General features: G+C 43.8%; 22 protein-coding genes. 14 read left to right on the forward strand and 8 right to left on the reverse strand.

The window, feature by feature from the left end:
- Positions 1-186 precede the first annotated feature (186 nt).
- Positions 187-912, reverse strand: a complete 726-nt coding sequence (locus AC4JOV_RS07025; RefSeq protein WP_229938296.1) for a hypothetical protein — start codon at positions 910-912, stop codon at positions 187-189.
- Positions 913-937: 25 nt separating this feature from the next.
- Complete coding sequence (locus AC4JOV_RS07030; RefSeq protein ID WP_229938295.1) at positions 938-1,303, reverse strand: hypothetical protein; 366 nt, start codon at positions 1,301-1,303, stop codon at positions 938-940.
- A 245-nt stretch (positions 1,304-1,548) separates the two neighbouring features.
- On the opposite strand from AC4JOV_RS07030, the gene AC4JOV_RS07035 reads away from it, so the two are divergent.
- Together AC4JOV_RS07035 and AC4JOV_RS07040 are read left to right on the forward strand one after the other, a co-directional pair.
- The gene (locus tag AC4JOV_RS07035; protein ID WP_229938294.1) at positions 1,549-2,754 is read left to right on the forward strand and encodes a molybdopterin-dependent oxidoreductase; all 1,206 of its coding nucleotides are present in this window, start codon (positions 1,549-1,551) and stop codon (positions 2,752-2,754) included.
- A gap of 18 nt (positions 2,755-2,772) precedes the next feature.
- Positions 2,773-3,096: a sulfite:cytochrome C oxidoreductase subunit B gene (locus AC4JOV_RS07040; RefSeq protein ID WP_229938293.1), complete on the forward strand. Its 324-nt coding sequence runs from the start codon at positions 2,773-2,775 to the stop codon at positions 3,094-3,096.
- A 62-nt stretch (positions 3,097-3,158) separates the two neighbouring features.
- Here the strand turns inward: AC4JOV_RS07040 and AC4JOV_RS07045 are convergent, their stop codons facing one another.
- From AC4JOV_RS07045 to AC4JOV_RS07055, 3 genes are read right to left on the reverse strand one after another with little or no spacing between them, the layout of a single operon-like run.
- Positions 3,159-3,803, reverse strand: coding sequence for a TrmH family RNA methyltransferase (locus AC4JOV_RS07045; RefSeq protein WP_229938292.1), 645 nt, complete (start codon positions 3,801-3,803; stop codon positions 3,159-3,161).
- Positions 3,800-5,149, reverse strand: a complete 1,350-nt coding sequence (locus tag AC4JOV_RS07050) for an AAA family ATPase (protein WP_229938291.1) — start codon at positions 5,147-5,149, stop codon at positions 3,800-3,802. Before AC4JOV_RS07050 ends, AC4JOV_RS07045 begins: the two co-directional genes overlap by 4 nt.
- A gap of 42 nt (positions 5,150-5,191) precedes the next feature.
- Complete coding sequence (locus AC4JOV_RS07055) at positions 5,192-7,726, reverse strand: cation-translocating P-type ATPase (protein WP_229938290.1); 2,535 nt, start codon at positions 7,724-7,726, stop codon at positions 5,192-5,194.
- Between the two features lie 125 nt (positions 7,727-7,851).
- On the opposite strand from AC4JOV_RS07055, the gene AC4JOV_RS07060 reads away from it, so the two are divergent.
- From AC4JOV_RS07060 to AC4JOV_RS07075, 4 genes are all read left to right on the forward strand, one after another.
- Positions 7,852-8,487 (forward strand): hypothetical protein, encoded by a 636-nt coding sequence (locus AC4JOV_RS07060; protein ID WP_229938289.1) that lies wholly within the window; start codon positions 7,852-7,854, stop codon positions 8,485-8,487.
- A 61-nt stretch (positions 8,488-8,548) separates the two neighbouring features.
- Positions 8,549-9,067, forward strand: a complete 519-nt coding sequence (locus AC4JOV_RS07065) for a hypothetical protein (protein ID WP_229938288.1) — start codon at positions 8,549-8,551, stop codon at positions 9,065-9,067.
- A gap of 72 nt (positions 9,068-9,139) precedes the next feature.
- The gene (locus tag AC4JOV_RS07070) at positions 9,140-10,267 is read left to right on the forward strand and encodes a site-2 protease family protein (RefSeq protein WP_229938287.1); all 1,128 of its coding nucleotides are present in this window, start codon (positions 9,140-9,142) and stop codon (positions 10,265-10,267) included.
- A 250-nt stretch (positions 10,268-10,517) separates the two neighbouring features.
- Complete coding sequence (locus AC4JOV_RS07075; RefSeq protein WP_229938286.1) at positions 10,518-11,477, forward strand: tetratricopeptide repeat protein; 960 nt, start codon at positions 10,518-10,520, stop codon at positions 11,475-11,477.
- A 386-nt stretch (positions 11,478-11,863) separates the two neighbouring features.
- On the opposite strand, the gene AC4JOV_RS07080 is transcribed toward AC4JOV_RS07075, so the two are convergent.
- The gene (locus AC4JOV_RS07080) at positions 11,864-12,691 is read right to left on the reverse strand and encodes a thiamine-phosphate kinase (RefSeq protein WP_229938285.1); all 828 of its coding nucleotides are present in this window, start codon (positions 12,689-12,691) and stop codon (positions 11,864-11,866) included.
- A 188-nt stretch (positions 12,692-12,879) separates the two neighbouring features.
- On the opposite strand from AC4JOV_RS07080, the gene AC4JOV_RS07085 reads away from it, so the two are divergent.
- The 7 genes from AC4JOV_RS07085 to AC4JOV_RS07115 all read left to right on the forward strand — a co-directional run bounded on the left by AC4JOV_RS07085 (position 12,880) and on the right by AC4JOV_RS07115 (position 20,499).
- Positions 12,880-13,947 carry a DUF5644 domain-containing protein gene (locus AC4JOV_RS07085; RefSeq protein ID WP_229938284.1) on the forward strand — a complete coding sequence of 356 codons (1,068 nt, stop codon included), beginning with the start codon at positions 12,880-12,882 and terminating at the stop codon, positions 13,945-13,947.
- Between the two features lie 157 nt (positions 13,948-14,104).
- Positions 14,105-15,820: an FAD-binding protein gene (locus AC4JOV_RS07090; protein WP_229938283.1), complete on the forward strand. Its 1,716-nt coding sequence runs from the start codon at positions 14,105-14,107 to the stop codon at positions 15,818-15,820.
- 12 nt (positions 15,821-15,832) lie between these two features.
- Complete coding sequence (locus AC4JOV_RS07095) at positions 15,833-16,828, forward strand: succinate dehydrogenase/fumarate reductase iron-sulfur subunit (protein WP_229938282.1); 996 nt, start codon at positions 15,833-15,835, stop codon at positions 16,826-16,828.
- 9 nt (positions 16,829-16,837) lie between these two features.
- A complete protein-coding gene (locus AC4JOV_RS07100; RefSeq protein WP_229938281.1) occupies positions 16,838-17,725 on the forward strand; it encodes a CoB--CoM heterodisulfide reductase iron-sulfur subunit B family protein in 888 nt (295 codons plus the stop codon).
- A gap of 103 nt (positions 17,726-17,828) precedes the next feature.
- On the forward strand, positions 17,829-18,260 hold the full coding sequence (locus AC4JOV_RS07105; RefSeq protein WP_229938280.1) for a heme-binding domain-containing protein: 432 nt from the start codon (positions 17,829-17,831) through the stop codon (positions 18,258-18,260).
- 80 nt (positions 18,261-18,340) lie between these two features.
- Complete coding sequence (locus AC4JOV_RS07110) at positions 18,341-18,727, forward strand: class II SORL domain-containing protein (RefSeq protein WP_229938279.1); 387 nt, start codon at positions 18,341-18,343, stop codon at positions 18,725-18,727.
- A gap of 809 nt (positions 18,728-19,536) precedes the next feature.
- Positions 19,537-20,499, forward strand: coding sequence for an IS30 family transposase (locus AC4JOV_RS07115; RefSeq protein WP_229935945.1), 963 nt, complete (start codon positions 19,537-19,539; stop codon positions 20,497-20,499).
- A 59-nt stretch (positions 20,500-20,558) separates the two neighbouring features.
- Here AC4JOV_RS07115 and AC4JOV_RS07120 read toward each other — a convergent pair whose 3' ends face one another.
- Together AC4JOV_RS07120 and ribA are read right to left on the reverse strand one after the other, a co-directional pair.
- Positions 20,559-20,987: a Fur family transcriptional regulator gene (locus AC4JOV_RS07120; RefSeq protein ID WP_229938278.1), complete on the reverse strand. Its 429-nt coding sequence runs from the start codon at positions 20,985-20,987 to the stop codon at positions 20,559-20,561.
- A 43-nt stretch (positions 20,988-21,030) separates the two neighbouring features.
- Positions 21,031-21,648 (reverse strand): GTP cyclohydrolase II, encoded by a 618-nt coding sequence (gene ribA, locus AC4JOV_RS07125; protein ID WP_229938277.1) that lies wholly within the window; start codon positions 21,646-21,648, stop codon positions 21,031-21,033.
- Between the two features lie 286 nt (positions 21,649-21,934).
- Between ribA and AC4JOV_RS07130 the strand changes: the two genes are divergently transcribed.
- Positions 21,935-22,315 (forward strand): PaaI family thioesterase, encoded by a 381-nt coding sequence (locus tag AC4JOV_RS07130; protein ID WP_229938276.1) that lies wholly within the window; start codon positions 21,935-21,937, stop codon positions 22,313-22,315.
- The last annotated feature ends 57 nt before the right edge of the window (positions 22,316-22,372 follow it).

Raw genomic sequence — 22,372 nt, forward strand, 5'->3', positions numbered from 1 at the left:
TGAAACGAGACAAACACTTGGGAAAAGTATTGGAAAAGATCTGCTAAATGATCATGCCAAAGATCTATCCTGATTCTTTAAATAAGTGTGTAGCGGAGTGAGCACCCAATAGTTGCGTTGAACTTTTTAATAAGCTCTTAAATTATCAATCAAAAAACATCATAATGAGCGTTAGATCCTAAAGACCTATCGCTCTCTTCTATGTCTCTCTTCTTCAATCTCAGAATTTTCTGTTGTCCGTGTTCTTACTTTCGTACGTGTTTTCTCTTGCGTACGTGTTTTCTCTTGCGTACGTTGGTACTCTTTAGGTCTCACATGGGTTCTTTGGAGTTCACGTGTTCTTGTTCGTTCCCTCGTTACCGTATTTGTTTCTCTTGTCGGTCTTCTTTGTGTATCTTCGATTCTCCGTCTCTCTCTGGGTCTTTGCGTATCATAGGTTCTTGTTCGTTCTCTGGTTACTGTATTGGTCCGTATTGCCGGTACTCTTTGGGTATCATAGGTTCTCGTTCTTTCCCTTATGATACTTCTCTCCCTGACAGGAGTGCTACGGTGATGTCTTCTTTCATACTCTCTACGTGTTTTATAGTATCCGTATTGTCCGCTGACTGCCCTGTAACGTCTGCCATTATAATATCGGTAACCACGGTGATAGTAGTGACCTCCATAGTATCTGCGTCCTTTATAGTAGTAATACCCATTCGTGTATCTACCGCCATAATAATAGGTACCGCCATAGTAATAGTAGGGTCTGTCATAATAGTACGGATAATCATAAGAGATCATACTCCCTACTACTACACCCGTCGCTGCACCCGCTACAAATGCCTCCTCTTGGGGAGTACATCCTGTATTTAAAAGTAGTGCGGAAGAAATCGCTGCTATTGCACCTAGTTTTTTTGCCCTCGTCATCATCTCTGCTCCTTTTTTCCTGTATGATCTATCTACGGTATCTTCTTTCATAGTCTCTACGTGTTTGATAGTATCCGTATTTTCCGTTTACTGCTCTATAACGTCTTCCGTTATGGTATCTATAATGATGGTGATAGTAGTGACCCCCATAATATTTGCGTCCTTTATAGTAGTAATATCCGTTAGCATACCTACCACCATAATAGTAGATACCCCGATAATAATAAAAAGGCCTGTCATAATAGTATGGCCGATCAGAGGTCATTATGGCACCGACCACCACTCCGGTAGCAGCACCCGCTGCAAATGCCTCTTCTTGAGGAGTACATCCTGTATTGAACAACATCGCTGAAGAAATCACCCCAATGAAACCTATTTTTTTTGTCATGGTCATTATCTCACCTCCTTTATTTCTTTATTATAGTATAAAAATTGTGTAGATTTCGTGTAGATTTTTTGTATAATATAAATTAATAATATAACTGTCATTGCTAATAAAATAGACACTATTATAAATATTATCATAAATAATTATTCTAATATGCTTTATTTCAGCATTAATTATGTATGATGAGACATTAATTTATATAATTGATATATTTTAAATATTTAATAAATATTTTTTATAAAGGAATTCTTATGGAAAGAAGATCGTTTATTAAAACAGCACTCTCTGCTGCCGGTGCTGCCGCACTCGGAAGTACGGGTCTGAATGCTGCAACAACACGTCAACCTATCGATAATAGAAAAATATCAGAAGTGGCATTCCCTGAAAAAAGACCGATGATCACCTATTCTGACAGACCGCCGTTGCTTGAGTCTCCAAGAGATGTATTTGCTTACCCTATCACTCAAAATGACCAGTTCTTTGTTCGATGGCACATGCCGGATATCCCAACAAAGATCGATCCGAAAACCTACACGATCCATATCAACGGTCTTGTAGAAAAAGAGCTGCATATTACACTCGATCAGCTTAAGAATGATTTTGAGCAGGTAGAAGTTACAGCAGTACTACAGTGTGGCGGTAACAGCCGTTCAGCATTTCAACCGGTTGCAGGCGGTATCCAGTGGGGTAACGGTGCAATGGGATGTGCAAAATGGAAAGGTGTACGTTTAAGCGATCTTCTGGACCAGGCAGGACTGAAACGTGAAGCTGCATGGATCGGATTTAACGGTCAGGACAATGCAGCCTACTACAAAACACCGAACTTCGTACGTGAACTGCACCTCGATGAACTGGATGATCATGTGATCGTGGCCTATGAGATGAACGGTGAGGATCTTCCATACCTTAACGGATATCCGATCAGACTTGTAATCCCGGGATACTACTCGGACAGCTGGGTAAAAATGCTTAGCAACATCACGGTAACGGACAAATACAAAAGTCTCTTCTTTATGGATGTTGCCTACCGTGTACCGGATAATGCGTGTGAGTGTGAAACACCGGAAAAGAAAGCGAAAAAAACAAAGCCTATCACTAAGATGAATGTAAAATCGGTGATCGGTTACCCTACTCAGGACTCTATCGTAACACACAACTCTCATCTTGTTGTAAGAGGTGTGGCATTTGACAGCGGACATGGTATCAAAGAGGTACTGATCTCACTGGATGAAGGTAAAACATGGGAACAAGCGATCCTGGATGACGGTTCACAGGGACGTTACGGGTTCAGAGCCTTCAGATACAGCTTCAAACCGACCAAATACGGTAAAGTGAAGATCATGTCAAAGGCGATCAACAAGATCGGTGATGAACAGCCATTTGCAAAAGATATCAAGTGGAACCACGGCGGATACAAATACAACGGTATCGATGAAGTTACGGTTGAAGTGGTATAAGGAGTGATGAAAATGACTATGAAACATACAATAAAAAAACTATTACTGGCTGCTGCGATCATCGCTACACCGCTTAGTGCAAAGGTCAATGAAGATGTAGCCGTACCCTATGTTGCCTTCCCTATCAAAATGGGTAAAGGATTTGATACGGTACAGGCACAATGTCTTATGTGCCACTCTTTTGGATATATGATCAACCAGGGAAAACAGTCCAGAGAGTTCTGGAAAAAGAAAGTTGAAAAGATGATCGTTCACTTTAAAGCTGATCTGATCAGCAAAGAGGATCAGAAGATCATTGTAGACTACTTCTTTGAACAATACGGGAACGGAAAACTGAAATAGCCCCTTCCTTCTATCATTTCCGACCACGATCGGGAATGATGGAAAACCTTATCACTATCTTCCTACTCTCCGGGCAACTTAATCTTTCCTTTTGATCTGCGTGCAATAATATCACGGTATAACCACTCCTCTTTAATCTGTTCTTGTTCTTCTGAATCTAACTGTGCAGTCTCATACATCCCTTTATCTTCACGCTGTCTTTGCGCTTCATAAAGGATCAGTGCCGTAGCCACCGAGACATTCAGACTCTGTACCATTCCCTGCATTGGGATAATGATCTTATGATCTGCGAGGGCTAACACCTCTTTGGAAACCCCCTCTTTTTCATTTCCCATCACCAGCAGTGTCGGTTTGGTATAGTCTATCTCTCTAAATGAGACTGCGTTTTCATCAAGATGTGTCACTACGACCTGATACCCTTCTGCCTTTTTTTCTTCCAGGAACGTGACCTTCTCTTCCGTAGCGATATGCTTTCTTCTTAACCACCGGTGTGCCCCTTGGGTAATGGTCTTATGTACTTTCAGGGTATCATTGCAACCTGCAGCATAATAGAGATGCAGTACACCTGCCCCGTCACAGCTTCGTATGATCGCCGAAAGGTTTTGAGAGCTGTTGACATCATCCAGTATCACTTGCAGATCAGGTTGTTTGTGCCTGAGTATCTCTTCAATGCGGGAGATACGCTTTTGGTTGCTCATCTCTCTCATAGGCTCTCTGGTATTTCGTTGGATACCTTGGTCTTTCCTATGATCTTCTCAAGTTCACTGCTCTCTACGATCTCTTCTTCGATCAGTTTCTTTGCCAGCTTATCTATCAGTTTCCAATGTTTGTCAACAAGCTTTTTGGTATGCTCTTGAGCGACACTCATCCAGAGAAGAAAACGTTTCTCTATCTGCTGAGAGAGGAAGTAGTTGTCCATCAGTGCGATCGATTCTATATTGATAAATCCAAGCTCTTTGTCCATCCCCAGGCTGGTGATCGCTGCATATACGTTGATCGATGCCTGGGCAAGATCTTCTATCGCACCGCTGTCCATCTTGCTCTCTCCGGCTTTTTTCATCTTTGCCATCCGTCCTGAGAATAAAACACATACATCGTTGAAAAGCTCTTCTTTGGTAATATTGGTCATCTCATCCTCGGCATTATAGGAGACAAATCCCAGCATCTTGCTTCTTCGGCTTATTGTCACCTGCTCGATCTTGATATTCGGTAAAAGCAGTGCAGAGAGAATCGCATGTGCAGCTTCATGGTAGGCAGTCATTCTCATCTCTTCTTCCAGGTTTTTGACCATCTTTGTCTCTACTTTATGCCCATACTTTATGATATTGATCTGTTCTATGAGGATATCTTCCGTGATCACATCGCCGCCCTGTTCGATCACGCTCAGTGCAGCCATACGCCCCAGTCTCTCCAGGTCCATCGCACTCATACCCGTGATATAGCGTACGATACGTTCCGTGTCTATCTTCGGATCATGCGGTTTTTGCAGGATCTTCTCTATAAAAAATTTTCTTGCATCCCTGTCAAGCTTGGAGACCTCAAGTAAAAAGTCAAGTTTTTGCGGGGCAGTGAGTACCGGGTCTACTCCCTCCAGCGTCTCAGCAGTAGCGATGGTAAATACCATTTTCTCTACAGACTCCAGAACCTTGGAGATATCAGAAAAAGAGACATTGGTGATCGCACCCTGCATCAGTCCCTTGATATCGATATCTTCCAGTATCACGATCGACGGGGCATTTTTGGCCGCTGTCTCATACACCTGTTTGATATGCTCCAGATCAAAGAGTTTTGAACCTGATATCTCTATATACGAGAGGTCTGATTCATAGGCAAATGCTTTTGCCAACATCCTTTTGCCTATACTTACCGGCCCGTAAAGAAGCAACCCTTTGGGTGCAGGGATATCAAATGTTTCAAGCTTTTTTGGATTTTGAAGTATCTCTATAATCGATTTGAGACGCTCTTTAATAGGCGTATGCCCTACCACATCCTCAAAACTGATTTTTGACTTCTGAAGTTTCGGCGTATCTTTTGAGGGTTTTTTTTCCTGCATCGGTTCATTCCTCTTTCATCTGATCTATATGGATTCATTTTATCATAATCCTCTACCTATCTCTCTGGGTTGATCGTTTCTCCACCAATATTCACCCCATTTCCTTATCTCTATCATACCAAATACCCACAGTGACAAGAGCATGATCATCCATACGGAATCTGAAGTGAGAGGCTGCGTATGGAATATATCGGAGAGAAAATAGATCGCTATCAGCTGAAGTACCGACCCTATACCGATACCGTAAAAGATATAGGGGTTGATCTTCAACGACCTTTTCAGATTTTTCAAAAAGGGTTCATGCTCTTTTAGCGACTGCAGTCCGTTGATCCAGGTTGCAATGACAAATCCCGTAAAAAGTGTAGAGATCGCACGCTCTTCGCCATAGTGATCTATCATCCATACATACAAAAAGAGTGATCCCAGACTGATCACCAATGCGGCATACAATACACGTAAAAGCTGTACCCTGTCCAAAAACTGCGCGTGTATCCTGGTCGGCGGCTTTTTCATCACATCCTCTTCCTCCTTTAGGAAGGGGAAGGTTTTATCCAGTGCACTGTCGGCTACCAGGTTGATCCAGAGTATCTGGACCGGGTAGAGAGGCAACGGCAAAGCCATCAGGATCGCACCGGTAATCAGGATCACTTCATCCAGGCTTGTCGCGACAAGAAAATAGATGGACTTGCGTATATTTCCGGCGATCGTACGCCCCTGTTTGATCGCATCGACGATCACGGATAGATTGTTATCCCCCAGTACCATTTTGGCCGTAGACTTGGCTGCATCCGTACCGCTTCCCATCCCGATACCAAGATCGGCTGCTTTGAGCGCAGGGACATCGTTGACACCATCACCGGTCACTGCGACGATCTCCCCTCTTTTCTGCAAGGCTTTTACGATGCGGTATTTGTGCTCGGGAAGCACCCTGGCCCATACACTCACCTGCGGCAAAACTCTTCTCAGTGTCTCATCATCCATACGGTTGAGTTCACTCCCCGTTACAACCCTGTCTCCCTCTTGATAGATACCGACCGACGCTGATATGGCAGAAGCCGTAAGGGGATCATCCCCCGTGATCATCATCACCTTTACACCGGCACTCTGTGCCAACGCTACTGCCTCTTTCACCCCCTCTTTGGGAGGATCGATAAAACCGACCAGCCCTACGATCTCTATCTGCCACGCTTCGATATCATCTGTTCTGTACTCTCCCAATCCCAAAGCGATGACTCTTAATCCCTTTGAGGCCATGGTGTCATGCTCGTGCTGAAGCGTTTCAAAGTCATCATTGTTGCGTGCAAATTCTCTGAGCGATTCAAACGCACCTTTGACAAAGATCTTATGTTCTTTTTGGACCATGTTGGAACTTGCCATCAGCCTGTACTTCGTGTCGAAGGGATAGAGGTTGACACGGGGATATCTCTCCCTGATACGTATATATTCACTGCCGACCCAGCGTGCCAATGCGGTATCTACCGGGTCCCCCTTACCTGCAACAGATTCATTCGCAAGGGCTGAAACCGTCTGGGCAAAGGTCTCATGCAGGGAAAAAACCTCCTCTACTTCAAGCTTCCCCTCTGTGATGGTCCCTGTTTTGTCTGAGGCGATGACCGTTGCACTCCCCAAGGTTTCGACAGAAGGCAGATGCCGGATATAGACCTTTTTCAGACTCAAGGCCATGGCACCGATCGTCAGTACCAACGTCACGACGATCGGCAACCCCTCAGGCACAGCAGATACCAGCTCGGCAATGACCAGGTAGATGATCTCTATGCTCTCTCTTCCCTGCCAAAAAGCCAGTAAGGCAGTGATAAAGATCATCACAAGCAGTAAAGACATATGTTTTTTGCTAAAGTGCTCCAGGGCCTTGCTAAGCGGTGTATCGGGTGACGCTTCTGAAGCTTTTGCCGCGATTGAAGCAAAGTAGGTATACTTTCCCGTAGAGGTCACGACCCCTTCTGCTTTTCCCTTGGTCACTGTCGTACCCGAAAGCGCCATATTGTCCAGCTTGTAGGGGAGTGTATCCGGCGGGAGGATCAGTTCCGCATCTTTTTGTACGGGGAGAGACTCTCCTGTGAGGACAGACTCATCGATGACCACCCCCTCTGTCTTTGTGAGCCGGATATCGGCAGGTACCAGATCTCCCTCATAGAGTATGATCAGATCACCGGGAACAAGTTCCGATGAAGGGAGCGTTACTACACGCTTTTCACGTTTGATCTCTGTTTTGCTCTGAGTCAATTTTTTTAACGCTTTGATCGATGTCAAGGCTTTAAGCTCCTGCCAAAACCCGATCGATGCATTGATCATGATAATGAAAAGTATCAAGACGCCTTCATGCAGGTTATCCAGGATAAAAGAGAGAAGTGCCGCAATGATCAGTATATAGACCAAAGGAGATTTAAACTGTGAGAGGAACAAGACAACATAGTTGTGTCTCTCTTCCTCTATCTCATTGGGACCATAATGTAGAAGACGCGCTTTCGCCTGTTGATGTGACAATCCCTCGGCAGAACTCTCCATCTCTCTCAATAACAACGCAACAGTTTTACTGTGGGGATGTTCAGATATCATGATCTCTCTTCACTCTATTATTAAGTATATAACCGAAGACTCTAAAAGTACCTATAAAGATCATAACGAAGAATCTCCTGCGATGTCAAGCAGCCTATCATGTTATACTCTACTAAGGAGTTGTCATGAAAAAGCACCTTATTGGGTTGGTGGTATGGGGTCTGCTCTTTGGTTACATGGAGGCAGCCATTGTGGTCTATCTGCGCCAGATCTATTACCCTGACGGATTTCTATTTCCTCTGGTAGTGATGGATGGGCATATCATGCTTACAGAACTGCTTCGTGAAGCTGCGACACTGATGCTTATGTGGGCAACAGCGGCATTGACCTACCAAAGGATGCAGAGCCGTATTGCTGCATTCTTTCTGCTCTTCGGGGTGTGGGATATCTTCTATTATATTTTTCTGAAAATGCTGCTGGACTGGCCTGAAGGCCTTGGAACATGGGATATCCTCTTTCTGATCCCTCTTCCCTGGGTCGGACCGGTCTGGGCACCTGTAGTGGTATCGATTGCGTTTATCTTTTCAAGTACTTTTATTCTGACATTGAACCATAGGGACCGTTATCCGGCCTTTGACAGAAGATTTCTACTCCTGGAGCTGTTGGCGGCAGCTATCATCATCCTCTCATTTATCCCGCCCGGCAGTGCAGTGCTCGACCAAAGTATGCCAACTGACTTTCCCCTCTTCCTTTTCCTGGGAGGATTGATGCTTGGTATCGGTGTATTTGTTTACTATATCTACGCCTGCAGGAAAAGATAAACCGGCAAACCCGCGCTTTTGTTATAATAGAACAAAGTGATGAATCGTATAAAGGAAAAAGATGAGAGAACGGGTAGAGATAGGAAAAAACTTTGATAGAGAGCCGGAGTGGAGAGTAAAGAGCGGGGTTCTCTTGATCTATATCCCTCTGCTCGTTACCGTGCCGTTTGTTGCTATTGGCATCCTGTTGGTTAGGGCTCACCTACGGCTGATGGGGGCACAAAATGTTAAACCTTTTAGAAGCTTTCTTCCCCACTGGGCTTCACATCGTTATACCCATGGCAACCAGATCGTTTATAAAGAGAAGAAAAACTGGAAAAACCTGAGTTCTTACCGGTTTTACTGGATATTCAACTGTAAGGTCTACTGTCCTTTCAGTGTCGCGATGTTCAGATATATGGCCTATCTTGTAAGTATCGTCGAGAACTGGTGGTGTCCGTTTGATCATGATCAAAAAGAAGCCTACAGAGATTCGAGTATAGACTACTCCTACTGGCATATCGATGAGAAAGAGAGATCCAAGCTTCATGAGGATGACAGAGAGAACCCTATCTGGAATCAAGACGCATCCAAAGCGTAGATTCTGTTTTGACTACGAACGTTCTCACAAGAGAAGAAAAGTCGCTATAATAGATCCAAAGGTGGTTTCCAAATGCTAAAAAGAAAAACAGAGCTTTTCAAACTGTTAGGTTTTACCGTATCTGTGGATATGAGTTGGGGGATCATTCTCTTTCTGGTCGTATGGTCACTTGCAAAAGGGGCTTTCCCCGCCTACTATCCGAACCTCACTATGCAGGTCTACTGGATCATGGGGATCATCGGAGCCCTTGGACTCTTTATCTCCATTGTCATTCATGAATTCTCCCATTCATTGGTTGCAAGAAAGTACGGACTGAATATCAAGGGGATCACCCTCTTCATCTTTGGTGGTGTCGCCGAGATGAAAGATGAGCCGGAAACTCCCAAAGTAGAGTTTCTCATGGCGATCGCAGGTCCGGTAGCCAGCCTGCTCCTCTCTCTACTCTTCGGTATCCTTTATCAGGCAGCATTGGCGATACAACTCCCTGTGCCGGTCACAGGAACACTCGGATACCTCAGTGCGATCAATATGATCCTGGCTATCTTTAACATGATACCGGCATTCCCGACCGATGGCGGGCGTGTACTCCGCTCTGTTTTGTGGTGGGTCAAAGGGGATATCCGATGGGCAACACGCACGGCTTCGCGTATCAGTGTCATCTTTGCCATGTTCATTATCTTTACAGGGTTTATGCATCTCATACAGGGAAGTCTCATAGGGGGAATCTGGTGGATACTGATCGGCTCCTTTCTTTTCAGCGCTGCAAACTCCTCCTACCAGTCACTCCTGATCAAACAGTCATTTGCAGGGAAAAAGGTAGAGGAGTATATGAATCCGGAACCCGTCACCGTCTCCTCTCATATCACACTGCAGGAGTTTGTTGAGGCGTACCTCTATCCCTACCACCACAAGATGTTTCCGGTGACAGAGAACGGCAGGATCTCGGGACTCATCACACTGCAGGCACTCAAATCCATACCCCCTGAAGCGTGGGAAACGACACAGGTGGCGCAGGTAACACAGGCCTCCACAGAAGAGAATACCCTCTCCAAAAAGACTCCGGTTCAGGATGCAATGATGGCGATGAATGAGAGCGGGATCAGCAGAATGCTTGTACGTCAGGATCATAAGATCGTAGGTATCATCACACTGAAAGACCTGCTGGAGTTCTTTACGTTAAAAGTGGAACTTGAAGCGTAGCATCTATCACAAACTCTGAGCGTGTAAAAAAATTTACGGAAGAGTACGTGTAGGTCGGGGTGCCCTCACCCCGACATAATTCATGATCTCTCCTTTCGCGTAGGGTGCGTAATCACGCACCAAAAGTGATAACTTTTTCTGTTTTACATAGTGCATACAGAGATCCATGCTACATAGCATAGCCTATTACACACTCCACCTTTTCCAACTTGATATAATGTAAGACGATACCATTAAAAAGGTAAAGAAAATGAAAAAGATATTATTGTTATTACTCTTTACGTTTGAACTGTATGCCCCCTATCCATCATCTGAAAGATATGATACCCCTGTACCCTTATTGGTACCGACACCATCCGGATATCTGTTACGTGCTCCATCAGGTGAGGAATTAAGAAGGCCCAGGATCCCAACAGTACCTGAGGTGATCGGACCCTCCGGTCTCTCTATCACGCAATTGGAGAGATCCTGTAACTTAAATGACAGTGTCGGTTGTGCCAAACTTGGTTATCTATACCATACAGGAGAAGGGGTAAAGCAAGACTATACCAAAGCAAAAGCCTATTACAGTAAAGCGTGCCATATGAATGCTTATTCCAATGTAGCATGCAATAACCTTGGTGAACTCTATGAATATGGAGATGGAGTAGAACAGGACTACAGGAAAGCAATAGAGCATTACAGTAAAGCCTGCCTCGATGGTTATAATATCAGCTGTACCAATATTGGTATCTTATATATGGAAGGGAAAGGCGTCAAAAAAGATGCCTCTGAAGCAAAAAAATATTTTAAAAGAGGATGTTTTTTAAATGACAGTGCCGGGTGCATCAATCTCAGTCTATTATCTCCTCATAACTCCCCTGAAGCAGAGAAGTATGCAAGGATGGGATGTGAGTTGAACAGCGGCCCGGCATGCTGGCAGCTTGGTGATATATACCATACTCAAAAGAATTATCTGAAGGCCAAGAGGTATTTTAATCAAGCTTGTGAGTTGAGTAACGGTACAGGGTGCAGAAAGCTGGGTGAGTTATACACCAAGGGTATTGGTGGACTAGTGCAGGATTACGCTGAAGCGAAAAAGTATTACATGAAAGCTTGCGAGTTACAGGATGCTTTGGGATGTAAACACTATAAAGAACTGGAGGAAGTCGGTACATTCAGCATAACAATATCTCCTGATACAGATAAGAATAGTGAAGCAGGTAGATAAAGCGTTATTACCTATCCGTCGTTCCTACTTTTTTCGCTCCCACGATTTCGTGGGAGTGTATACACGAACTTGGCCTATCAAGACCTCATGAAACTCCACCAATAGGTGGATTAAAAGGTTTATGGTATCACACTATTGGGATAGGCATTACCACGTACAACGTGGTAACGAAAAAAATTTACGGAAGAGTACATGTAGGTCGGGGTGCCCTCACCCCGACATCATTGATGGTTTTTCCCTATAAGGTGGATGTCGGGATAAGGGTATCCCGACCTACAAATACCAGAGATGTTCACCTGCTTCTTTTTTATACTCTCAGGAGCGATGAAACGAGGGTAACCTTTCGCGTAGGGTGCGTAACCACGCACCAAAAAGGATATTGCATACTAAAAGTGATGACTTTTACAAGGGTAGCGTTCGCTGTTTTTCGCTGCTTTGGCAAAGATCGTCAATGGTGTTCCGGTCTCTTCTGCGATCTTTTTTACCGCTTCCAGATTTTCCGGGTCAAAACCGACCAGCATCTCATACTCCTCCCCGCTAAGCCCGATATTGTTATCGATAGAGAGAAGATCCTCTTTTCCATATTTGTTGATATCAAGAAGCTTGTTCGTATCACAATAGAGTCCATCAGAGATATCCATACCTACCCGTAGGTAAGGTCTCGCACGCTCGACAAACGCTGCACGGAGTACCGGCTCATAGAACCTTGCATCCTCCGCTATCTCTTCTCCGCGCATCAGTGCCTGAAGATTTGCTCCGCTCTCTCCGAGTACTCCTGTATAGGCGAGCAGGTCTCCCTCTTTGAGCCCGGTACGAAGCAACGGGTTGTCGCTTTTTGAAATGATCGTGATGGAGAGATGAAGCTTGTCTCCCCCGATCGTATCTCCCCCGATGATCTCACACCCGTACGCTCTGGCTGTAGCCTCAAGTGCTTCGGTCAGCAGTTCTATCTCAAAATCCCGGATATCCTTGGGGAGAGAGAGTGTCACGAGTGCATATTGCGGCTTGGCGTTCATTGCGATCGCATCGGAGAGGTTTACCAGCATCGCTTTGCGGGCGATCTGAGTGAGGCTCATCCACTCTCTTTTGAAATGCACATCTTCAAAAAAGGCATCCATACTATAGAGTGTATCACCGATCACTGCTGCATCGTCACCGATATGTTCCGAGGTCAGGGAGTTGATAAGGTACTGTTCTTTGTCTATCTTTTGCATGTGAGATTGTAGCATACTCTATAAGAGAGTATGGGACCCGAAAGTATGCTTATTCCTATATTTCCGGAGTTAAATTGGCTGATTTCTAACAAAATAGTTAAAAATAGGTCCCTACTTAATAATTTTCAAAAGCTTAACTAATAAAAGCTTGGCTATAATCTAGCCACTATCATTAGGAGAAATACGCCATGAAACTACAGATAAAAGCATTCTTTTTTAATGCAAAGACTGACTACCTGCCTTACTACAAGCACTTCAAAGTAGTACTTGATGAAGATGCAAAAGCAAAAGACCTGCTGGTAGCCATCCAGGAACAAAACGACATGTTCGAATTTCCAAAACAGAAACTGATCTTTAAGATCAACGGTCTTGTGGTTACCGCTAACGAAAAAATGTCAAATATCGTAGAGACACTTGGTACTGAACTTCAAGTAGACCCGGTCAACAGCTACCGTGCCAACCATGGTTTCCGTATCAATGACAAAGATTTTATGGAGAGTTACGCGCTTCTTGAGCCATACTGTAATGAGGAAGACCTTACATACTATAAAAGCCTTTATGCCCTCCACTATGCTTCTGAAACATCCAACTTCCAACGTGACTATATCGGTGATGCGGTACTGCTTCTCGCTCACAGGCTCATAGAGAACGGTTCTGAGTACAAAGCAGAGATCTTGAAGGCGATCAGTGATGCTGATTCCGGGCTGTTTGACTGCGAATATGAAAACAACCTTTTTGATCCCGAAGATCATACAGAGACGATCAACGCACTGAAAATCATGGCGAAAGGTACAGATGAGACGCTTCCGTCTATCTTTGAAGTACTTCTCTCAAAATTCATGGGTAAAAAAGAAGAACAGAAGAAACCTGCACTCAAAAAACAGTCCGCTCGAACAATCAGCACTGTCGAAGGGAAGAAGTGTGCCTACTACAGCGGTACAGACGTGATCAACTCTACAATGTTTGAGGACATCCAAAAAGCCGGCGCAACGGTCGTACGTTTCAGTAGAGAGACAAAGGGTTCCGGTGCAACACTCTTTGAAGACCACAGAAGACTCGCGCTTACAAAAGCGGGAACAAACCTGCTTGATGCACTGGATCATGGTGCAGATGTTCTGATCGTAGAAAATGAAGCAGACTACGATCTGTTTAGTAACAATCTCAAAGAGATCGAATCAGTCATGGGGAGAGATATCAACCTTGAGATCGTTCTCGCATCTGATTTCCTGGCATCAAACCAAAGAGCAGCTGCTTAAATTTGTTACTTTAGGTTACGATCTGCGTTTTAGTCCCGCCGCTATGACGTAAATCGTAACAAATTACCCTCCTACTCTACAGACTTTCTGAAAAATTTCTAAACTTAACTTTCTATAAGATATAATTATTTCAACTTCAGAAAAAGGACTAGTCGTTATGGATGTAAAAATCTACGAATATGATGCTGTTATCGTTGGAGCTGGGCTTGCCGGTTTGGCTGCAGCCAAAGAGCTTACGGAAGCAGGCAAGAAAACAGCAGTCATCACAAAACTTCACCCACTGAGATCTCACTCAGGTGCAGCACAAGGGGGAATCAATGCTGCTTTAGGGAAAGAGGATTCGACTGAACTTCACGAATTTGATACGGTCAAAGGTTCAGACTACCTTGCAGATCAGGATGCGGTTGAGCTCATGTGTACCAAAGCACCTGAGACGATCAGATGGGCTGAGCGTATGGGAGCAGCCTTCTCAAGAGATGAGGAAGGGAACATTGCGATCAGACCGTTTGGTGGTCAGAGTAAACCAAGAGCATGTTATGCAAAAGACAGAACAGGTCTTGCAGTGCTTCAGGCGATCTATGAGCAGGCATTCCGTGCAGGTATCGAAGTATTCGATGAGTGGTATGCAGCTGACCTTCTTTATGAAGACGGTAAAGCATATGGAGTTGCGGCATACAATATCCGTAACTCAGAGCCTGCGATCTTCAACGCGAAAGTAGTGATGTTTGCAACAGGCGGTCACGCCAGAGCATACAGATTCAACTCAAATGCACACGCAAACACGGGAGACTCACTCTCAATCGTAGCGCGTCACGGTCTTCCGTTGGAAGATATGGAGTTCGTACAGTTCCACCCGAGCGGACTTGGTGGTTCAGGAGTACTTATCTCTGAAGCAGCACGTGGTGAAGGTGGACGTCTCTTCAACTCAGAGGGCGAAAGATTTATGAGCAAATATGCGCCGAATGCGATGGAGCTTGCTTCACGTGACGTTGTATCAAGAGCGATCATGGAAGAGGTACGCCAAGGTAAAGGTGTAGGTAAAGACGGTCAGTCGGTAAACATCGACCTGACGCACCTTGATCCGGAGATCATCCTTACCAGACTACCTGAACTTCGTGAACTTGCGATCGCATTCCAGGGTCAAGATATGCTTAAAGAGCCTATCCACATCTCAGCAACGGCACACTACTCTATGGGTGGTATCCCGACAACGATCAACTGTGAAGTGCGTAAGAACCCGAAAGAGACGGTAGAAGGTTTCTATGCAGCGGGTGAGTGTTCATGTGTTTCTGTACACGGTGCGAACAGACTCGGTGCAAACTCAGTACTGGAAGCCCTCCTCTTCGGTCGCCATGCGGGTGAGAACATGGTGAAAAAGCTTGATGAAGGTATCGAGCTTAAAAAAGCAACGGTTGAAGATGCAGAGACAATGCTTGAAGAGCTTAACCGTATCAAAACATCAAACGGTACCGAGAGTGTTGCAGGACTCAGGGCTGAACTTCAAGCAGGTATGACAGACAATGCCGGTGTATTTAGAACAAAAGAGTCTCTCGAGAAACAACTTACAAGTATCGATGAGCTTCTGCAAAGATTTAAAAACATCCGTATCGATGACAAATCCAATACCTATAACACTGATCTTCAAGAGGCACTTGAACTCGGTCACATGCTTGAGTTCTCGAAGTTCATTGTATACGGTGCATTGATCCGTGAAGAGAGCCGTGGCGGTCACTTCCGTGAAGACTTCCCTACGCGTGATGATGAGAAGTTCCTTAAGCATACCTATGCATATATGGATAAAGAGTACAATATCACAACCGAATGGGGTGATGTCGTTCTAGGTAAGTTCGAACCAAAAGAAAGATCATACTAAGAGGAGGAAGAGATGCAAAACAACGAAACAAGAAAAGTGACCATCAAAGCGTTTAGATTTAATGCTGAGACGGACTATCTTCCTTATACAAAACAGTATGAGATGGAAGTAGGAAAGGATGAATTGGTCCTTGACATTATGAACCGTATCAAATGGGAACATGACGGATCATTCTCATACCGCCGTTCTTGTAGACACGGTATCTGTGGTGCCTGTGGTATCAAAGTAAACGGTAAACCGGTACTTGCCTGTAAGCAAAATGCACTTGAGCTGCTTGATATGTTCAACAACGATATCACGCTTGAGCCACAGAGTAAAAAGCGTGCGATCAAAGATATGATCATAGACAAAGGCGACTTCTGGCAGAAACATGCGGATGTGCAGCCTTATGTTGTGGCAGATATCGACCCGCACCCTACCCATGAGACAAAACAGTCTGTTGCGCAATTTAACGCAATGCTGGATTCAGACCTCTGTATCCAGTGTGGTAGCTGTCACTATGCCTGTCCTGCACTTGAGGCGAACCCTGACTTCCTTGGGCCTGCAGCACTTACGGCAGCCTATAGATTCAGTATCGATACACGTGACAATGCGGCTGAAGAGAGACTTGAGCTTACTGCACAGCCGGGTGTTGGTGTTTGGGACTGTGTAAAATGTTTTGAATGTGCGCAAGCCTGTCCAAAAGAGATCAACCCTATCGAGAAGATCACAAAACTTCACAATATGCAGTTTGAGCAAGGGATTGCAGAGCGAAATGTTGCAACAAAACACGCCGAAGGTTTCCTCCGTGGTATGAAGAAAACAGGTTACCTGGATGAAGCAGATATCGTACTCTACTCTGAGGGTATTCTCGGTATGCACAAACACTTGAAAACGGCGATGAAGATGATGAAGTCCGGTAAGATCCACTGGCATTCAGGTGTACCGTTCATCAACAGTATCCCGGAGATCAAGAACCTGGATGAAGTTCAAAAACTGATTGAAATTTCACAAACAAACAAGCTATAAGGAGTAAAGATGAGCCAGTTAAAATATGCACTTTTTACAGGATGTACTGCAAAGCAGTCAACACCTGAGCTACTTTCATCTACACTTGCTGTAGCTGACAAGTTGGGTATCGAGATCACGATTCTTGAGGAAGCAAGCTGTTGTGGTGCAAGCCACCTACAGGATTTTGATGAGTTCCTTGCACATGTTCTCAATGCAAGAAACATCTGTTATGCTGAGAAGCACGGTCTGACAATGATCACGATCTGTAACACCTGTCAGCTCAACTCTCAGATGACGAAACATGCCCTTGATACAGACCCGGAACTCAAAGCAAGAGTAAACGAAAAGCTTGCTGAAGTCGGTCTAGAGTACAAAGGGACATCAGAGATCAAACACTTTTTGTATGCATTGATCGATGACTATGGTCTTGATGCGATCAAAGATAAAGTAGTCACACCACTCAGCCAGTTCAATATCGCACCATTCTACGGATGTCACAACATCAGACCTTCTGAGCTTCATGAGCACAGCAATGGTGGTGAAAACCCATATGTGCCTACATCACTCGATAACCTTATCGATGCGCTTGAGGGCCATCCGGTAGACTATGCGAGTAAAAACAAATGTTGTGGTTTCCACGTAGAGCTCCAGGCAAACCACACCTCTGAAATCCTTACAGGAAATGCACTTGTAGATGCGATCGATAACAACGCGGATATGGTCGTAACACCTTGTCCGCTTTGTCACCTTAAAATGGACACCTACCAGGATAGCGTAGGTGAAATAATGGGTCGTGATATTGAGGTCCCTGTACTTCATATGCCGCAGATGGTAGCACTTGCACTGGGCGCATCAGAAGAGGAGATCGGACTCAAGTTCCACGTCTCCAAAGCAAAACACCTCTATACTGCCTAACACTTATTTTGCTACCCTTCGGGGTAGTATTTCATCTTACCTACTCTTTTTATTTATACTTTATCTACTTTCATTATAATACGGTAAAAACGGAAAATTCATCATGCTTAAAACAATTTCACTCTGGGGTGTGGGTGCGCTACTGCTTCTTCAGGCAATCCAGATCGATATCCCTGCGCCACCGTCAACCATTGATAAAAACAATGAGATCAAAGCTTCCCATGAGATCATGGGCATATTGAGAAGTTCATGTTACGACTGTCACTCCTACCAGACCAAAATGCCCTGGTACGGTAATGTTGCGCCGATCTCCTGGGAGGTAAGAGCGCATATCAAAGATGGCAGAAGATGGCTGAATTTCCAGGAGTGGGAAGGATACAGTGAAGAGAAGAAACAGAAGATCTTCAAAGGGATCGTCAAGACGATCAACCACCGTATGCCGCTGCCTATGTATCTTACTATGCATGAAGAGGCAGAATTGACAACAGAACAGCGTGATGAGATCAAAAATTGGGCAGAAAACAATATAAAATAAAAACAAATAAGACAATTTTTATCCCATTTAATTATTTTTATGCTATAATGGCTGTACAAATCAAATAAAAAGGAAAGAATATGCCAAAGATCAACAAATACCAAGACATTTCAGAAATCGATAGAGAAGCGAAAAAAGACCTTATCGATAGACACTCTCCATTTATCCACTGTGCAGATACTGCAAAAGCAGGTGAGCCGTTTGAAGTAACTGTTAAAATGGGTAACGAGTATACTCACCCGGATGATTTTGACCACTATATCGAGTCTGTATCACTTTTCAACGGAGATACACTCCTTGCAAAAGCGACTTACGTACCGGGAACTCTTGGTAACACTAAAGCTCACAACACAACAACATTTACAATCATTCCTACTGGTAAAAAACTTAAACTAGTAGCACACGGTTACTGTACAAAACACGGTATCTGGGAAGGTACTGAGAAAGAAGTTACTGTAGAAGCGTAAGCTCCTGCTCTTCTTAATATATAGGGCTTCAATGCCCTATTTTACTTACTCCCCTATTTTCCAAACATCACTTATTTTGTTATTTTAAAGAACCATTAAAATGGTAATAAAATACCAACACACATTTAATTTTAATAAAATATATCATTCAAAAAATAATTTGACCCACTACTCTTACAAGAAAGAGTAAACCTAATTACTTTACTCTTTCTTATGATTTCTTGGATAACTCTATAAATGTCTCCCCAAAAGAAGGATTGTATTTTTTTGCTTCTTGGATATCAACAAATGGAATTTCCTTTGTGGCAGTATAAGTGTTCCCAAAAACATCATATACACGTATTTTTGAGTGGTTCCACCTGTCCTCAGGTGTAACCCATACTCCAATCCTCTACCCCTATACCCCCTTGAATCCATCATTAGATGGCAAATAATACTCAGTAGTCTATAGATTTATCTTGTTCCCAACGTCCACGTTGGGAATAGATATAGCGCTGTATGGTACGGGAGAAGACGTTATTGCGGATTCAATCTGCAGTATGCATTCCCGATCAGAAGATCGGGAACGAGAGGAACCCTCTATGTTGGTGCGTGATTACGCACCCTACGCGAGAGATCACTCCTATAAATATAAAAATGATAGCTGTTTATCCGGATGTCGGGGTGTCCTCACCACGACCTACACTTTTACTTTATATCTGATAGTCCCGAATTTAAATCCAAAGTGCAATTTTTTGTAATTTTGAGATTTGAAGAGGTTAGATGCTAAAATCAAACTTCCAAATCCGACCAAAGATAAAGGAAGTAAAATGTCGTATAAACATCTAACCCTGAAGGAAAGATACCTGATTAATGCTTATAGAAATACAAAGACACAAAAAGAGATTGCTAAAATTGTTGGAGTACATCCCTCAACCATATCAAGAGAGTTAAAAAGAGGTAGAGGGAAAATAGGGAAAGAGTACTGGGTGATAGCTTCACATAACAGAGCAACAGAAGTACAGATAGAGAAGTCAAAAAAAGCGAATCTAAAGCTAACAAAAGAGACAAAAGAACTGATCAAAAAATACCTCAAAAAAGAGTTCTCCCCAGAGCAGATTGCAGCCACATTGGAGATGAAGCATAGTATCTCTGTCAGCTATGTAACTATCTACACATATATTCATGTAGATAAGCTAGGTAATGGTACACTGCATACCCACCTGAGACAACAAGGCAGAAGACGGAAGAAGTATGGACAATCACGGAAGAACCGTATCAAAGAGAGGGTTTCCATAGAAGAGAGACCCTCCCTTGTTGATGATAAAGTAAGGGTAGGAGACTTTGAAGCAGATACCATTATAGGTAAAGGAAGACAAGGAGCTATTGTCACTATTGTAGATAGAAAATCAATGTATCTAAAACTCTCTTTGCCCGTAAACAAAAGGTCACATGTTGTGGCTAATGAGATGGTTCGATTACTTGCTCCTTTCAAGAAAAAGGTGCATACGATCACTACGGATAATGGATTGGAGTTTGCCGGGCATAGAACCATCTCTAAAAAACTAAAGTGTGACTACTACTTCTGTCATCCTTACAGTTCTTGGGAGAGAGGATTGAATGAAAATATCAATGGATTGATCAGGCAATATATCCCTAAAGGTAGCAGCTTTGAACATCTGACCCAAAAAGAGATCAGAAGAATTGAAAATAGACTCAATCATAGACCTAGAAAATCTCTAGGTTGGAGAACTCCTTATGAGGTATTTCATGAAAATTTGAAAGTTTCATAGGAGGTTTTAGATAGAATTTTTAGAGGCGAAATTGCACTATGAATTTAAATGTGGGTAGTTTATACGTGCTGCAAACACTCTTCACAGATACCGTTGAGTGTGATGTTGATAGAATTGACCTTGTGCTGTTTTGCCATATGGGAGAAGTTGAGGAGATCATCAAATCCCAGCTCTTCCAGACAGAAGACCCTGTTGCACTTCTCACACTGGAAATGCGGATGCGCTGTGGAGCCTTTGGGGATATACTCGTATTGGCTCACACCGTCTTTCCCTACAAACTCCTCTACAAGCCCTTTTTCATGAAACTGCTGGAGTGTACGATAGACGGTTACCAGGTTGACCGAAGTCTCTTTCTGACACGCCAAATGTAAACTGTTTACATCCATCGGTGCTTCAGCATTTTTCAATGTATGCAGCAAGAGACTTTTTGCCCGGGTATTTTTGATCCCTTTTTCTCTCAGCTCTTCTTTTATTTCGTCACTATTCATGCAAGGCATTATAAACAATCATGCTTAATCCGTGTTAAACGTTTCAAAGCATATGCCCCAACTGATTTTTCTTCACCTGCAGATATCTTTCATTGTACTTTTGCACTTCCGTAATGGCAGGGATACGTTGGATGATATCTATACCAAGGCTCTCGATATATGCTATCTTCCTGGGGTTGTTGGTCACAAGGCGCATCTCTGTGACACCCAGGTCTTTTAAGATATGCCCAACAGCCCCATAGTCTCTCTCATCAGCCTTGAAACCCAGTTTGAGGTTGGCTTCGACAGTATTGTAGCCTTCGTCTTGCAGGCTGTAGGCATTGACCTTGTTGACCAGTCCGATATTTCTACCCTCCTGACGGTGATAGATGACCAGGCCGCCCTCTTTGGCGATCAGCTCCAAAGCCAGGTTGAGCTGATTGTTGCAGTCGCACTTCAGACTGCCGAGTGCATCACCCGTAAGGCACTCTGAATGGATACGCACGATAGGATCATGCAGTGTCTCAAACTCTTCGCTCATGATCGCCAGATGCTCCTGGCTGCCATCCTTGTATGCCTTGATCCTGAAACTACCGTGTCTTGTCGGCAGGTTTGCGATACCGGACTCTTCAATCTCTTCTACCTTCAAACCGCTTGATTTATCTATTATTATATTTTTCAAATCACTACCTATAAATTTTTATAATATTTTTTAAAACCGGATAGTAGCATAATTTAGATTATAAATGCAAATGGATTGCATTTATAAAATTCTATTGCACACTTTCAAATCAATACAAGTGTGTTCGAGCTCCCGAAGATACGAAACCAAATGAATCCCCTATTTTGGTGCGTGATTACTCACCCTATACGAAGGGTCATGCCTTTCTGTCACGTATTTTGTGATGCTATAGTAATGCTATGCATCTATGGTAGCCTTTTACCACTATCTATAGAAGGAGAAGAAGTTGAAAGAGATCAAGTTTCCGTTTCTGGAGCATACCGGTGCACAGCTGAAAAGTTTTGAAAAAGGGAGTGCAGAGGTTGAACTCCATACCAAGCCCCACCACCTTCAGCATCTTGGTTTTATCCATGGGGGAGTCATCTCAACCCTGATGGACAATACCGGATGGTATGCGGCGATGTCTAATCTGGATGAGGGGTATACTGCAGTGACGATGGAGATCAAGATCAACTATCTCAAGCCTGCCAAAGGAGCATATCTCGTGGCAAGAGCTGACGTAAAAAGACAAGGGAAATCAACGGCATTTGTCACAATAGAGCTTCTCTGCGAAGAGAAACTTGTTGCCTATGCTACCGGAACCTATGCGATACTCGAAGAGAAGTAGCGATTAGCGCGCTTTTTTTTCAAAAAATACTCCAGTGATTTACCATTCTGCTATAGA

It is taken from the genome of Sulfurovum sp. MH2-6 (genome assembly GCF_058374785.1).